Consider the following 13,473-nt stretch of genomic DNA (forward strand, 5'->3'; position numbering starts at 1 on the left):
TTAATTGGTAATTAATTAATTTTTAAAACCAAACCAATCAAAAAAAATGAAAAATGCATTCAAAATGGGCTTTTTAGCACTAGCTTTATCTTTATCAGTTGTAGCTTGTAAATCAGAGAAAAAAGATGGCACAACCGATTCATCTACAGTTGACTCTACAGTTGTTGATACTACCGTTAAAGATACTACTGTAAAAGATACAACCGTTAAAGACACTACAGTTAAAACTGATACTACTGCTGTTAAAAAATAGTTTTATCAAAGCATTTGAAAAGCCTTAGTTAACCTAAGGCTTTTTTTTATTTGGGTATCTAGACCTTAAAATCCATCAATTGTAGTAAATTTGCGGCAAAAATATAATCCGCATAATGAATTTAACATCACTACAAGCTATTTCACCTGTTGATGGTCGTTATAGAAAAACAACCGAAAGTTTAGCTGCTTACTTTTCGGAAGAAGCATTGATTAAATATCGTGTTTTTGTAGAAATCGAATATTTTATCGCACTTTGTGAGATCAACTTGCCTGGCTTGGAAAGTTTTGATAAAAATCTTTACGCCGGATTACGTAAAATACACGAAAATTTCTCAGAAGCTGATGCGCTGGAAATAAAAGAGACTGAAAAAGTAACCAATCATGACGTTAAAGCGGTAGAATATTTTATCAAAAGCAAATTCGATGCACTTGCACTTCAAAATTATAAAGAGTTTATCCATTTTGGCCTAACCTCTCAGGATATTAACAATACTGCCATACCATACTCTATTAAGCTTGCCTTAAATGAAAGTTATTATCCGGCGATCGATACCTTGATCGAAAAAATAAATGCACTGGCAACTGAATGGAAAGATATTCCGATGCTGGCACATACGCACGGTCAACCGGCCTCTCCTACTAAACTTGGAAAGGAATTTTTGGTTTTCGCAGAGCGCTTGAGTATTCAGGTAGAAAGTTTAAAAGCCATCCCGAACAGCGCAAAATTTGGTGGCGCAACCGGAAATTTTAACGCACACCATATTGCCTATCCACAAGTAAACTGGGTTGATTTTTCAAATGAGTTTGTAAACAACACTTTGGGTTTAACCCGTGCGCAACATACTACACAAATTGAACACTACGATCAGTTTGCGGCACAATGCGATGCCCTAAAACGCATCAATAATATCATTATCGATTTGGACAGGGATATCTGGACCTATATCTCGAAAAATTATTTCAAACAGAAAATTAAGGCAGGAGAAATCGGTTCGTCGGCTATGCCACATAAAGTTAACCCGATTGATTTTGAAAATGCAGAAGGTAATGCAGGTATTGCAAACGCCTTATTCGAGTTTTTTGCTGCGAAATTGCCTATTTCGCGTTTACAAAGAGATTTAACCGATTCTACTGTTTTAAGAAATATTGGGGTTCCATTCGGTCATACTTTAATTGCCATTAATTCTACTTTACGCGGCCTGAATAAAATTTTATTAAATGAAGCAGCTCTACATGCTGATTTAGATGATAACTGGGCAGTTGTAGCAGAAGCCATCCAAACGGTGTTGAGAAGAGAGAACTTTCCTAATCCTTATGAAGCTTTGAAAGAACTTACCAGGACCAATTCAAAAATCAACGCAGCCAGTATTGCTGATTTTATTGAAGGACTTGCCGTTTCGGAAGAGATAAAAGTGCAATTAAGGACCATCAGCCCTTTTAATTATACCGGCGTTTTTTAACCTGATTAAATTGACGTTAAGCAGACAGCAGTTAAAGGTTTTATTAATGACTTATTGTTAATTTTGTTTATTCAAATTGATTAAGACATGACGATTAACGTATATACAGAACAGACTCCAAACCCAGCTACCATGAAATTCATGGTAAATAAGCTGTTAATTAATGGCAGTGAAGATTTTGCGACTAAAGAAAGTGCAGAACACTCTCCGTTTGCTAAAGAGTTATTTAAGTTCAACTTTGTTTCTGGTGTGTTTTTCGCCAGTAACTTTGTTACTGTTACCAAAACAGATGATGCTGAATGGGCTGATATTGAAGCCATTTTGAAAGAATTTGTTAAAGGAGCGGTAGAATCTGAATTGAAAATTAAAGAAGCAACTGCTGAAGAAGCTCCGGCTTTTGAAGGTTCGGAAACTGAAATTAAAATCCAGCAGATTTTACATGACTACGTTCGTCCGGCTGTTGAGCAGGATGGCGGTGCAATTACCTATAAATCTTTTGATGAAGGTGTGGTAACGGTAGAATTGCGTGGATCTTGCAGTGGCTGTCCATCTTCTACCATTACGCTTAAATCAGGTATCCAGAATTTATTACAGCGAATGGTACCAGAAGTTACAGAAGTAGTTTCTGAAGCGCTTTAAATTGCATTTTTCATAGTACATATATAGTGAAAAGGTCCTGGTGTAAACCGGGACTTTTTTTATTTGAACCTCTTTCCCGTCATCTCGACTGAGGCAACGCGAAATGGAGAGATCTGTAAAAAATGTCGTCATTGCGGGGATGAACGACGAAGCAATATTACGACGATCGCTACCTGCGACCGCATTAGGATTGCTTCGTGCCTCGCAATGACGAGTTATTAAAAATACTGCTTAATCGCAGTTAGCATCTCTGCAGTAAGTTTGCCGTTGGTGGCTAATATTTCTCTTTTTTCAAAATAATCATTTCCTCCCGAAAAGTCGAACACCTCTCCTCCTGCCTGCTGTACAATAAAACATCCGGCGGCAAAATCCCACTGTTGCAGGTTGAATTCGAAAAAAGCATCAAAACGTCCGCAGGCGGTATAAACCAGATCTACGGCTGCCGCACCAATTCTGCGTACGCCATGGCTTTTTTGCATCATTTCGGCCAGTAATTTTAAATATTGAGGTTGTTTATCAAACTGCCAGTACGGAAAGCCCGTAGCCAATAAGCTTGATTTTAAATCAGGATTAACAGAAACTTTAATTTCTTTTTTATTCATAAAAGCTAAGCCACCTTTGTAAGAATAAAACATTTCGCCCCTGTTTAATTCATAAACTACTCCGATAACAGGCAAACCATCTTCATAAAGGGCCACGCTGATGCCATAAGCCGGTATGCCATGGATAAAATTGGTGGTACCATCTAAAGGATCGATGATCCAGGTATATGTTTTACCTTCCCTGCTGATTGTTTTCTCTTCGGTAATAAAACCAGCATCGGGAATTAATTTTTCGAGATTTTGAACAAGTTTCTGTTCTGCTGTTTTATCGACATAGGAAACCATATCATTTAATCCTTTGTATTCGATTTTTTGTGCATCAAATTGCATGGCTTCTTTACGGATAAAGTTTCCGGTAAGCTTTACAATCGATATCACTTTATTGCATAGTAATTCGTAATTCATAGCTATTTAACAACCAAACATAGTTGTTGTTGGATTTAAATGAATATTTAGAAAGCAGTTTAAGCCAGTTGATTTTTGTTCCTTAAGGCATAAGCACTTAACGCGATACCGCCAACTACAAGGAAGGTAGAAATCATTTCGGCCTGGGTAAAGCGAAGACCAAAAACATGGTATTTTGAATTTACACGAATCAATTCGATACAGAAACGCTCTAAACCGTTTAAAATCATATAAATACCAAACATTAAACCAGGCGCTTTGATTTTATCCCTGATTTTCCATAAGAAAGCAAAAAGGATTAAACAGATAATTACCTCGTAAATTGGTGTCGGATAAACACCTTGGGCCAGTTCGTTACAGAATTTACCATTACAACCCGGAATTGGAATTCCTTCGCCTACCACATTATTAGGATATTTGTACGACCATAACCAATCTGGCATCCATGAAAAAGGTTTTAGGTTCGGATTTACAATTCCCCAGTCGCCATCGCCGGCTAAATGGCAGCCTATACGGCCAACAGCATAAGCCAGCATCATTCCCGGTCCACCAACATCGAGCATGTGCAGGGGCTTAATTCCGTTTCTTTTAGCAATAATTAATACTGCAGCACCGCCACAGATTAAACCGCCGTAAAAGGTTAAGCCGCTAAATGATAACAACCTTTCGATAGGATGCTGAACAAAATCATCCCAATATTCTAAATTATCAAAGAATTTTGCCCCCAAGAAGCCCCAGATCGCTGCCCAAACAATCAGGTTGCTCATGGTTTGGTATGGATGAACAGTAACCAGCGTTTCTTTTGGTTTATCGAGTTTGTGTTTATTTTTTTCAGTGTAATCCCAATAAGCAAATAAACCGGCGAAGAACAAACCACCGATGATATTTCCTTTAGCCGACATGAGTATGCCCTGCGCATCGCTAACAAAAAGCCTGTAATTTAACAAGGCGTAAACCAGTTTATAACCAATAACAAAGCCAAAAAGGCCATTCATAATCAGTTCTGATGTTGTAGCAGGTTTACCGATTACAATTGTTTTTTTAATTGGATGGAGTATGCCAAGTGCTTCTTTACGCTTAAGTTCTTTGGTAAATGCCCAATAACCTGCCACAAATGCCAGCGCCACAAAAACGCCGAAAGTATTAAACGGAAGCGGTAAATTAATGCCGAAAAGATATTCTAAAAAATGTGAAACGGTAGGAAACATACAAATAATTTGAAGCGAAGATAGGAAAGAAAGACCAAAGCTTAAAGACTAAAGTGGAAAGACTAAAGACCAGCGTTTAAAGCAGAAAGAAACAGGTTAAAATCTAAGTTTTTTTTGAAAAAGAGTGGTTCTGTATTTCATCGGTTAATACAGCCCTGCTCTACGCTTTACTCACCCGATTGAAAAAAATCGGGATTCGTGCCCGCTCCGATCAGGTTTAATTAACTTATTACACTAGTTCTTCGCGAAAATTTTAACCAGTCGATATCAACTCCATCATCCATCTTACATTTTCCATCATCTATCCTTCGAATACGCTCAGAATGACAAACAAGTTGATGTGAACTTCGGACTCAGGACTACCGACTTTGGACTTAACTAGTGATGTGCGTAAGCAGTTTCCAGTTCTGCTACTTCTACTTCGCCATCGGCGGTAATCTCTAATAGCTTAACAGCTTTTAATTCGTTAACCATAACCGGATCATATTTGGCACGTACTTTTACATAGTTCTTGGTAAAACCGTGCATGTAGCCCGATTTTTGATCGGCTTCGAAAAGCACTTCTCCTTCGCTGCCAATCTGAGATTCGTAAAAAGCCCTGCGTTTTTTATCAGATAAAATATGGAGCATTTTGCTACGCTCATTACGTTCGCTACCTGTAACAACACCTTTCATTTCTGCAGCTGCAGTTAATTCGCGCTCAGAATAAGTAAATACATGCAGGTAAGAAATATCAAGCTGATTCAGAAACTGATAGGTATCTAAAAAATCTTCTTTTGTTTCGCCGGGAAAACCAACAATCACATCTACACCAATACAGCAATGTGGCATTACCTCTTTAATTTTAGCAACACGCTCTACATACAAATCTCTGCGGTAACGGCGGCGCATTAAGCCTAAAATTTTATCGGAGCCCGATTGTAAGGGAATGTGAAAATGAGGTACAAATCTTTTTGAGGTTGATACGAACTGAATAATCTCATTGCTCAAAAGGTTTGGCTCAATTGATGAAATACGGATCCTTTCAATTCCTTCAACTTGATCCAGTGCTTTAACCAAATCAAAAAATTTATCTTCCCGCTGACCGTTACGGATACCGAAATCGCCAAGGTTTACCCCTGTTAACACGATCTCTTTTACACCGCTTTCGGCAATCATTTTTGCCCGGTTAACCACATTTTCGATGGTATCGCTACGGCTTGCGCCACGTGCCAACGGAATGGTGCAATAGGTACAAGGATAATCGCAGCCATCCTGCACTTTTAAGAAAGTACGCGTTCTATCGCCAATAGAATAAGAAGCGATAAAATTATGGTTTACTTTTTCTATATTCTGTTGATGCACAACCGCTTTAGGCTGTTTGGTTAAATCAGTAATGTATTCTACAATCCTGAATTTTTCTGCAGCGCCCAAAACCATATCAACGCCTTCAATTTCGGCAATTTCCTGTGGTTTTAATTGCGCATAGCAACCTACAATGGTTACAAATGCATTGGGAGAATATTTTAAGGCCTCTTTAACAACTTTACGGCATTTTTTGTCCGCATGCTCGGTAACTGAACAGGTATTAATTACATACACATCGGCCTGATCCTGAAATTCTACCACAGCATAACCTGCATCGGTAAATAAACGACCTATGGTTGAAGTTTCAGAGAAGTTGAGTTTACAACCTAATGTATAAAATGCGACCTTTTTCATTGAGCCTGCAAAGATACAATTTTTAGATATTAGATTGGATACAATATATTTGTTAGTGAATAACTGACAAAATACAGACTATAAATTATTGGGCACACAGATAGTTGTACCATCTTTTAAGCGCAACTCGTGCATCCCCTCCGGGCAGGCTTTTTTTTCGCATCCGGATAGAAATAATCCCGAAGCGAATAAAACAACTAAAATAAAAACTGATTTCGACATGATGTTGCTGCTTAGTTTGCGTTATACGATTTAATACAATCTTTTACAGCATCGAAACTATAGCTGTCGTCTTTTTTAAATTTTTCCAGCAATTCAGGTTTGTCGCTGATCAGGTTATATAAATTATCTTTACGCTCACTTCTTGATCCAAAAATGCGATTGCTCTTTACCTCTAAAAGTTCTCCGTTTTGTTTGCTTGCATACCAAACGATATCAACATGGTTGTTTCCAGACTGACGGTAATATTCTAACAAATCTATTTTACCCCTTACAAGCCTTTGCAAAAAATCAGGACTCTTTTTATCCGGACGTTCTTTAACGAGGTAGTTGATTTCCTTTTCGGCTTTAAAGAATTCTTTAGTTTCGCGAAGTTTAATTTTATTAAAACTATCCGTTCCTTCAGGTTTGAATCTGTAAAAACCGATAAATTGCTTTTTGATTTCCCCTTTCAGGGTGTCGTTTTTAGAAGTAATCAGAAAATCCTGTGCATTAAGTCTGGAAAAAAAAAACGCGCATAGAAATGCACAGCATAAAACGGAGCGTAAAAATAGTTTCATGATATTGGTTTGGTTTAAAGGCTAAAAATATTTAAACTTTGGCAAAATAGCAACTACTCCTGCCAGCGATAACTTTCCTGTTCAAACCCTGCCAAATCAAGCACCCTGCTGATCACTGTTCCTGCCACTTCCTCAATAGTTTTAGGTAAACTATAGAATGAGGGGTTTGCCGGACAAATTATTCCTCCTGCTTCGGTAACGGTTTTCATGTTATTAATATGGATCAGGCTGAAAGGCGTATCTCTTACCACCGCAATCAATTTTCTCCGCTCTTTTAACACTACATCCGCAGCCCTCGAAATCAGATCGTTCGATATGCCATGTGCAATACGGCCTAAGGTACCCATAGAGCAGGGAACGATGATCATGGTGTCGTATTTTGCTGATCCTGACGCAAAAGGCGCATTAAAATCGTTCTTATTATAAAAAGTAAAGTCTTTAAAATTATTGTAGTTTTGATTGCCAAGTTCGAACTGCCAAACCTCTTTCGCATTATCGCTCATTACTACCCCAACCGCTTCAATCTGATCTTTCAACACCGATAACTGGTCGAATAAAACTTTGGCATAAATAGATCCGCTCGCTCCGGTAACAGCAACAATTACTTTCTTTTTCATCATGAAACAAAAATAGGTTTTCTGGGGGGATTAAAAATAAAAAAAGGGCCAGAACATTGTTCTGACCCTACATCTACCTATGAAAAACATACCCTCGAAAGGGTAAGAACAAATATATATAAATTTTTAAAAAAATGTATGCAAGAAATGTTAAATCGTTAAAATGAGGTATTTAAATCTAAAACAAAATATAAACTCCTGATTAACAGTTCAATAATTTTTATTAAAAAGATAAAAAAACTATTTTAAGAGACAAAAACGTGACGTTTTATATAACATTATCATGAAAAATGTATTACAAATAAGTCACTTTTACTCAGTATGCCATTACATTTTAAATTCCATACCGTTATTTCGGTAATTTGGCTTTACATTTTTTTGATATTAAAATAACATTGCACTCAAAATAATTCAGGCTAAAGTGCTTCTTATTTGCGATTATCGTGATGGTATTTCTGCAAACTGCAGCGCCAGCTTTGACCTGATACGGCTTAAGGTTTCCAATCGCATACATAAAAAAGAAGCAATATATTTTAAGGGCACCCTGTTAACCAGTTCAGGATAAGATTTCATAAACCGGAGGTAACGTTTCTCTGCGGATTGTAACCTCGAAATAAGTGCCCTTTCGCAGGCTTGCAAATAATGAAGCTGGGTCATTTTCCGGCTTACATAATTCACAATCTGGTAATTAAGATATAGTAATTTTAACATCGTGTAGGGAACAGCAATAGCAACCACATCTTCAAGCGCCTGTACATATTCCTCAATGGGTTCGCTTTCATCCCAAAAATTACTAACGTTGCCAACAAACTCGTTTTCTTTTGCAATCCAGGTGGTTATTTCCTGGTTATCTTCTTTCATATAGCCCCTCACAATACCATTTAAAATGAGGTATGTACATTTATCGCGGTGCAATGGCGAAGTTATAAACTTATTTTTCTTAAAGTTAACGGGAAAGGTATGGCTATTAATGATAAATTCTATATCAGGCGTTAGATCGTGAAACAATCTATATACTTTTATCAACGGCGAAAAGCCATTAAAAGGTAGCCACTTATCTTCTGAATAAATGTTTTCGGGATTCATGTTTTATCTATTGTGTAACTGCAAACTAATCGTTCAAAAAAGAACGACAAACGAAAATATTATCTACCTATTTCTGAAACACAGATACAGGAAAAATGTTTAGCTAAAAATAATTTATCCATAAAAATAAATGCTCGCTGTAGTTTTCGGATCATTATATATTGAAAAGTTACATTAGCTCCGTATATCTACTACAATTTTGTAGTATAAATATGATGCAATCCCAGCAAATCTATTGGCAATTAACGTCGTAAAGATTATATTTGGTAAAGCGCCAATTCAATTTTATGATCAATTTAACCTCTTCATTCTTAAAAGCATTATTAAAGCACTCCAAATCGCCCCTTATTATCTTTAAAATAAAACCCGTATTGGTGGTGGTGGAGCACAATGATGCTTATCAGGCTTTAATAGAGCGGATTGGAGGTGAATTAAAGTTTTACGATATTGATGCGATCCCTAACCTGCTATCTGACAGAGAGAAAGATTTACTGGTTAAAACGGTACATAAAGTAAGCGAGCTTAAAACAAACAACAGTATAATTATTCATCCCATTTATTCCAATTCGCCAAATGTGAACTGGGAGCTGGAGTTTTCACCTGTGCTTCAGGCTGAGCACCCGGTTGAATATATTGTTTGTTCGCTTAAAGAAATCCCTACTAATGAAAATGATCTCGAACATATTTTACTCGAACTATCTGAAAGCGAAGCAAGGTTTAGGGGCTTTTTTGAACAGGCGCCGCTAGGTATGTGCGTATTACGGGGCAGGGAATTAATTACGGAGTATGCAAATGATAATATTTTAAAACTCTGGGGCAGAACCAGAAAAGAAGTAATCGGCATTCCGCAGGAAGAATCAAGACAGGAACTTGGCCTGCAAAGACAGATATTAAGCCGTGTGAAGGATATTTTTAAAACAGGCGAGCCTTTAACATTAAATGAACTTAAAATTTCGACATCTACGGCTGATGGTTACTTTATAGCCATGTACCAGCCGCTAAAAAACGATAAAAATGAAGTAACCAGCATTCTTGTTATTATTAAAGATATTACAGAACAGGTAAACTTTAAAAAGGAATTGCTTAAGGCAAAAGACATTTTAAAAATTGCTATGGATGCCTCAGAAATGGGATCGTGGAATATTGATATAGAAAGCAAAAAAGTACTTCTATCAGAAAGGGCACAGCAGATTTACGAACTGGATAGCAATAAATTAAGCCTGGATGAAGCAAAGTCGCTTATTAGTCCCGAAAATTTAACGTTTCTAACCGGCAGTATCAGAAAAGCACTGCACAACAAAGAAGCGTTTAATATCGAATACCAGATTAATTTAAACGGGATTAAAGCCAAAACAAAGTGGCTGAGAACGGCCGGAAAGGCTTATTATAACGAACAGGGAAAGGGTGTTTATATTGCTGGAGCGGTTTTGGATATTACTGAGCATAAACAGGATGAAATCAGAAAAAATGATTTTATTGGGATGGTAAGTCACGAACTTAAAACACCATTAACCGCCTTAAATGCTTATGTACAGCTTTTACAATATAAGCTTAAAGAAACCGGGAATGAATTTACTGCAGAAACACTGGATAAAATTAACGTTCAGCTGAAAAGAATGTCGTTAATGATTGATGGTTTCTTAAATGTATCTCTACTGGAATCGGGCAAAATTTTACTTAATAAAATTGATTTCGACCTGGCAGACCTGATTGAAACCATTGCAGAAGAAAACAGGGTAATTTTACCAAGTCATTTTATACAGGTAATCGGATCAGAGGGAATGATTGTAAATGCTGACCGGGAAAAAATCGGCAATGTAGTGAATAACCTGATCAGCAATGCGGCCAAATACTCAAAAAAAGAATCTCTAATTGCCATAAAATGTAAAAAAAGACAAGGTGAATTAGTGGTAAGTGTAGAAGATGAGGGAATTGGCATTAAAGAAAACGATCTTCCTAAACTGTTCGACCGGTTTTTCCGCGTAGAGAGCCAGGTTACACAAACCATTGCTGGTTTTGGCGTGGGTTTATATATCTGCGCCGAAGTGATAGAAAGGCACGGCGGAAAAATATGGGCAGAAAGTAAATTTGGTGAAGGCTCTACCTTTTATTTTAGCCTGCCTGCTCCCATAATAAGTTCTTAGCTGTTATAAATTACATAGGCTGGGCCAGAGTTTTTCTTTTTCTACCTCAACATTCATGGCAGAAAGCCCCTGGGCTGTTAATTGTATCTCAAAAGTTACCTTCGAATTTATTTCAATTTCATTGGGTATTGTGTCCAGACGAAAATGAATATCCTGACCATTTTCATCCATTATGATTCCAATGCCAAGTTCAATATTGATCTGAATAACTTCTCCTCTTCTTTTATCACTCATAAACACTTGTAAAAAACTCGACAATTATAATCAAAAAACGTAGAATTAAAAATACATAAACACATTCTTATGCACAACTTAGAGCTATACTAAAACGTTTTGTAGTGGTTAAATAAGTTAATATATCTATTATGGTTTTTCCAATCATATAAATGAACAATTCTTATGAACAAAAACAATTTTAGCTATTGAGTTAGATTTAGATGATACCGATGGCAATGAAACATATAAACCGATTTTTACTATAATTAACTACAGAAAACATAGTGATTAAGATTATTTAACACAACTCACTGCATTACAGCTTGTTATTTCCAATAAAAAAAGTTAATTTTATCAAAACAAAATGGGTTTGTAAGTGTTATTACCGAATTAATCATCCCCCTATGAAAAATCTCAATCAAACCACAGGCATTAAAGAAGAAATTATCCTATTATCCGAAGAAACAGACCGTAATTACTGGGCAAACCGTCTTGGCGTGAGTTCTGAAGTATTGAAATCGGCCGTTAGGGCCACCAGGTGCATTACACTGCATCAGATTACGGCTTATTTAAACCAGCAAAAGAAAGCAGTGAGTATTTCCTGATTTTATAAATGATCTTAACAGAGGGTCTTCATTTCAATCTGCTGGTTGAAATGAAGATCAAACTACACTTCTCATCCTCCTCTTTTGTTTTCTAAAAAACCCAATCACGCTCAATCTGTTTAATATTTTAACCTCGCCACACTATAAGCCAATAGGTTGATGGATTCCTTCGAAATTTTCTTTTGAAGAAAGCTATCTTTGATATTACTAACCGCATTTCCAAGTTTATCTTCTAACAGATCAAGCATAGCCATAATATTTTCTGGCGCTACAATTAATGATAAAATAGGGTAATATTTATTTTCGAGGTCTTTTTTCTGTGTATTGGTAGCTAAGTCCAATGTCCACTCTTCGTTTGCTGAAAAGCCATATTCGTGCCTGGTATTGTTCAATTCATACAAAAAAACTTTTGCCTGAACTTTTTGATCGTTATTTGCCATTTTTACCCGGTTTTTCGGCGAATGGATCGATTTCAGTTTTTGCCGATTTACCTTTACCGGACTGATAATCTGAGGGTGCTTTTTTGTTCACACTGGCCTCTTTCTTTTTGTCTCTACTCATGAATCTTAATGTTTATGATAAATAAGACCAATCATCATTGCATAAACAATTCGGTGGTTGGAATAAGAAATACTCATCTAAATAAGATTAGCGAATACCATAATGGTACATCAGCGAGAGAAAGAAGTAATTGTATTACTGATATAAACAAATATACATTTTTAAATGGTTAAAACAGTCATAGAAGTCTGGTTATCAGGATATATTTTATTTACGCATTAAAAAGCACCGCAAATAAAAAAGGCCTGAAATTAATTCAGGCCTTTTAAAATGTTATTAATGATACGCGCTATTTTTGTGATTGCTCAGGCGCTTTACCTATCAGATCCATAAATTGATCCAGCTTGGGTGTAATAATAATCTGTGTACGCCTGTTTTTGGCTTTTCCACCAGCAGTTGCATTATCTGCAATTGGGTTATATTCGCCACGGCCACCTGCTGTTAAACGTTTAGGATCTACAGCATATTTGGTTTGCAATACCTGCACTACAGATGAGGCACGTAAAGCACTTAAATCCCAGTTATTGCGGATATTGGGCTGTGTAATGGGCACGTTATCGGTATTACCTTCAATTAACACATCATAAGTATCGTAATCTTTAATGATCTTGGCGATTTTACTTAAAGTTTCTCCTGCTTTATCAGAAACTTCGTAACTACCTGATTTATAAAGCATATTATCAGCTAAAGAGATATAAACCACCCCTTTAAGCACCTGTACATCCACATCGCCAAGTTCTTCCCGGCTTAAAGAGCGGGTTAAATTATTGGTTAACACCATATTAAGCGAATCGCTTTTGTTTTTGGCATTTACCAGTTGTTTGATGTATTTATTTGAACTGTTAATTTCATCAACCAGCTTCGAGATATTCACGTTACCCTGGTTACTCGAGTTTAAACATTTATTCAGGGCATCTTGTAAGGCGGTAACATTTGCCCTTTCTGATGCAATCTGTTCTTCTAAACTTTTAACCCTGCTGGTGCTTCCGCTAAGTTCGCGTTGGCTATCCTGATATTTATTGCTAAGTTCCTGATTTCTTTCTCTTAATTTCGAATAAGTATCCTGAAGTTCGGCGTATTTTTTATTACTTACACAACCTGCAGCAAGGGCGAGGCCAAAGAGCATTAAAGGGATTGATTTGTATAATTTCATAATATTAATTTTTTTATTGTTAATAGTTTAACAAATTTCCTG

16 protein-coding genes are annotated in these 13,473 nt (G+C 36.7%); 5 read left to right on the top strand and 11 right to left on the bottom strand.

Annotated elements, in window-relative coordinates; genetic code table 11:
* Positions 1 to 46 precede the first annotated feature (46 nt).
* From ABD769_RS22350 to ABD769_RS22360, 3 genes are all read left to right on the top strand, one after another.
* Entirely contained in the window at positions 47 to 253 is a 207-nt protein-coding gene (locus ABD769_RS22350; protein ID WP_344853577.1) for a hypothetical protein, read from the top strand.
* Positions 254 to 368: 115 nt separating this feature from the next.
* Positions 369 to 1,715, top strand: a complete 1,347-nt coding sequence (gene purB / locus ABD769_RS22355) for an adenylosuccinate lyase (protein WP_344853578.1) — start codon at positions 369 to 371, stop codon at positions 1,713 to 1,715.
* A gap of 87 nt (positions 1,716 to 1,802) precedes the next feature.
* Positions 1,803 to 2,354, top strand: coding sequence for a NifU family protein (locus ABD769_RS22360; protein ID WP_344853579.1), 552 nt, complete (start codon positions 1,803 to 1,805; stop codon positions 2,352 to 2,354).
* 218 nt (positions 2,355 to 2,572) lie between these two features.
* On the opposite strand, the gene ABD769_RS22365 is transcribed toward ABD769_RS22360, so the two are convergent.
* The 7 genes from ABD769_RS22365 to ABD769_RS22395 all read right to left on the bottom strand — a co-directional run bounded on the left by ABD769_RS22365 (position 2,573) and on the right by ABD769_RS22395 (position 8,752).
* Positions 2,573 to 3,361, bottom strand: coding sequence for an inositol monophosphatase family protein (locus ABD769_RS22365; RefSeq protein WP_344853580.1), 789 nt, complete (start codon positions 3,359 to 3,361; stop codon positions 2,573 to 2,575).
* Positions 3,362 to 3,420: 59 nt separating this feature from the next.
* Positions 3,421 to 4,569 (bottom strand): prolipoprotein diacylglyceryl transferase, encoded by a 1,149-nt coding sequence (locus ABD769_RS22370; RefSeq protein WP_344853581.1) that lies wholly within the window; start codon positions 4,567 to 4,569, stop codon positions 3,421 to 3,423.
* Between the two features lie 378 nt (positions 4,570 to 4,947).
* Entirely contained in the window at positions 4,948 to 6,270 is a 1,323-nt protein-coding gene (mtaB, locus tag ABD769_RS22375; protein ID WP_344853582.1) for a tRNA (N(6)-L-threonylcarbamoyladenosine(37)-C(2))-methylthiotransferase MtaB, read from the bottom strand.
* A gap of 78 nt (positions 6,271 to 6,348) precedes the next feature.
* Positions 6,349 to 6,492 (bottom strand): hypothetical protein, encoded by a 144-nt coding sequence (locus ABD769_RS22380; protein WP_344853583.1) that lies wholly within the window; start codon positions 6,490 to 6,492, stop codon positions 6,349 to 6,351.
* Positions 6,493 to 6,503: 11 nt separating this feature from the next.
* Positions 6,504 to 7,049, bottom strand: coding sequence for a hypothetical protein (locus tag ABD769_RS22385; protein WP_344853584.1), 546 nt, complete (start codon positions 7,047 to 7,049; stop codon positions 6,504 to 6,506).
* A 53-nt stretch (positions 7,050 to 7,102) separates the two neighbouring features.
* The gene (locus ABD769_RS22390) at positions 7,103 to 7,669 is read right to left on the bottom strand and encodes a UbiX family flavin prenyltransferase (protein WP_344853585.1); all 567 of its coding nucleotides are present in this window, start codon (positions 7,667 to 7,669) and stop codon (positions 7,103 to 7,105) included.
* Between the two features lie 435 nt (positions 7,670 to 8,104).
* Complete coding sequence (locus tag ABD769_RS22395) at positions 8,105 to 8,752, bottom strand: Crp/Fnr family transcriptional regulator (RefSeq protein ID WP_344853586.1); 648 nt, start codon at positions 8,750 to 8,752, stop codon at positions 8,105 to 8,107.
* Positions 8,753 to 9,039: 287 nt separating this feature from the next.
* On the opposite strand from ABD769_RS22395, the gene ABD769_RS22400 reads away from it, so the two are divergent.
* Positions 9,040 to 10,896, top strand: a complete 1,857-nt coding sequence (locus ABD769_RS22400; protein WP_344853587.1) for a PAS domain-containing sensor histidine kinase — start codon at positions 9,040 to 9,042, stop codon at positions 10,894 to 10,896.
* A gap of 3 nt (positions 10,897 to 10,899) precedes the next feature.
* On the opposite strand, the gene ABD769_RS22405 is transcribed toward ABD769_RS22400, so the two are convergent.
* Entirely contained in the window at positions 10,900 to 11,130 is a 231-nt protein-coding gene (locus ABD769_RS22405; RefSeq protein WP_344853588.1) for a hypothetical protein, read from the bottom strand.
* Between the two features lie 386 nt (positions 11,131 to 11,516).
* On the opposite strand from ABD769_RS22405, the gene ABD769_RS22410 reads away from it, so the two are divergent.
* On the top strand, positions 11,517 to 11,717 hold the full coding sequence (locus tag ABD769_RS22410; RefSeq protein WP_344853589.1) for a DUF3606 domain-containing protein: 201 nt from the start codon (positions 11,517 to 11,519) through the stop codon (positions 11,715 to 11,717).
* A 119-nt stretch (positions 11,718 to 11,836) separates the two neighbouring features.
* Here the strand turns inward: ABD769_RS22410 and ABD769_RS22415 are convergent, their stop codons facing one another.
* The 3 genes from ABD769_RS22415 to ABD769_RS22425 all read right to left on the bottom strand — a co-directional run bounded on the left by ABD769_RS22415 (position 11,837) and on the right by ABD769_RS22425 (position 13,431).
* Complete coding sequence (locus tag ABD769_RS22415) at positions 11,837 to 12,157, bottom strand: hypothetical protein (RefSeq protein WP_344853590.1); 321 nt, start codon at positions 12,155 to 12,157, stop codon at positions 11,837 to 11,839.
* Complete coding sequence (locus ABD769_RS22420) at positions 12,147 to 12,278, bottom strand: hypothetical protein (protein ID WP_344853591.1); 132 nt, start codon at positions 12,276 to 12,278, stop codon at positions 12,147 to 12,149. Before ABD769_RS22420 ends, ABD769_RS22415 begins: the two co-directional genes overlap by 11 nt.
* A gap of 289 nt (positions 12,279 to 12,567) precedes the next feature.
* Entirely contained in the window at positions 12,568 to 13,431 is an 864-nt protein-coding gene (locus ABD769_RS22425) for an OmpA family protein (protein WP_344853592.1), read from the bottom strand.
* Between the last annotated feature and the right edge of the window lie 42 nt (positions 13,432 to 13,473).

It is taken from the genome of Pedobacter jeongneungensis (assembly GCF_039538295.1).
Lineage (GTDB): Bacteria > Bacteroidota > Bacteroidia > Sphingobacteriales > Sphingobacteriaceae > Pedobacter > Pedobacter jeongneungensis.

Excerpts from the sequence above, each read along its gene's own strand:
- ABD769_RS22350 (WP_344853577.1), top strand. The coding sequence starts at position 47 with ATGAAAAATGCATTCAAAATGGGCTTTTTAGCACTAGCTTTATCTTTA.
- purB (WP_344853578.1), top strand. The coding sequence starts at position 369 with ATGAATTTAACATCACTACAAGCTATTTCACCTGTTGATGGTCGTTAT.
- ABD769_RS22360 (WP_344853579.1), top strand. The coding sequence starts at position 1,803 with ATGACGATTAACGTATATACAGAACAGACTCCAAACCCAGCTACCATG.
- ABD769_RS22365 (WP_344853580.1), bottom strand. The coding sequence starts at position 3,361 with ATGAATTACGAATTACTATGCAATAAAGTGATATCGATTGTAAAGCTT.
- ABD769_RS22370 (WP_344853581.1), bottom strand. The coding sequence starts at position 4,569 with ATGTTTCCTACCGTTTCACATTTTTTAGAATATCTTTTCGGCATTAAT.
- mtaB (WP_344853582.1), bottom strand. The coding sequence starts at position 6,270 with ATGAAAAAGGTCGCATTTTATACATTAGGTTGTAAACTCAACTTCTCT.
- ABD769_RS22380 (WP_344853583.1), bottom strand. The coding sequence starts at position 6,492 with ATGTCGAAATCAGTTTTTATTTTAGTTGTTTTATTCGCTTCGGGATTA.
- ABD769_RS22385 (WP_344853584.1), bottom strand. The coding sequence starts at position 7,049 with ATGAAACTATTTTTACGCTCCGTTTTATGCTGTGCATTTCTATGCGCG.
- ABD769_RS22390 (WP_344853585.1), bottom strand. The coding sequence starts at position 7,669 with ATGATGAAAAAGAAAGTAATTGTTGCTGTTACCGGAGCGAGCGGATCT.
- ABD769_RS22395 (WP_344853586.1), bottom strand. The coding sequence starts at position 8,752 with ATGAATCCCGAAAACATTTATTCAGAAGATAAGTGGCTACCTTTTAAT.
- ABD769_RS22400 (WP_344853587.1), top strand. The coding sequence starts at position 9,040 with ATGATCAATTTAACCTCTTCATTCTTAAAAGCATTATTAAAGCACTCC.
- ABD769_RS22405 (WP_344853588.1), bottom strand. The coding sequence starts at position 11,130 with ATGAGTGATAAAAGAAGAGGAGAAGTTATTCAGATCAATATTGAACTT.
- ABD769_RS22410 (WP_344853589.1), top strand. The coding sequence starts at position 11,517 with ATGAAAAATCTCAATCAAACCACAGGCATTAAAGAAGAAATTATCCTA.
- ABD769_RS22415 (WP_344853590.1), bottom strand. The coding sequence starts at position 12,157 with ATGGCAAATAACGATCAAAAAGTTCAGGCAAAAGTTTTTTTGTATGAA.
- ABD769_RS22420 (WP_344853591.1), bottom strand. The coding sequence starts at position 12,278 with ATGAGTAGAGACAAAAAGAAAGAGGCCAGTGTGAACAAAAAAGCACCC.
- ABD769_RS22425 (WP_344853592.1), bottom strand. The coding sequence starts at position 13,431 with ATGAAATTATACAAATCAATCCCTTTAATGCTCTTTGGCCTCGCCCTT.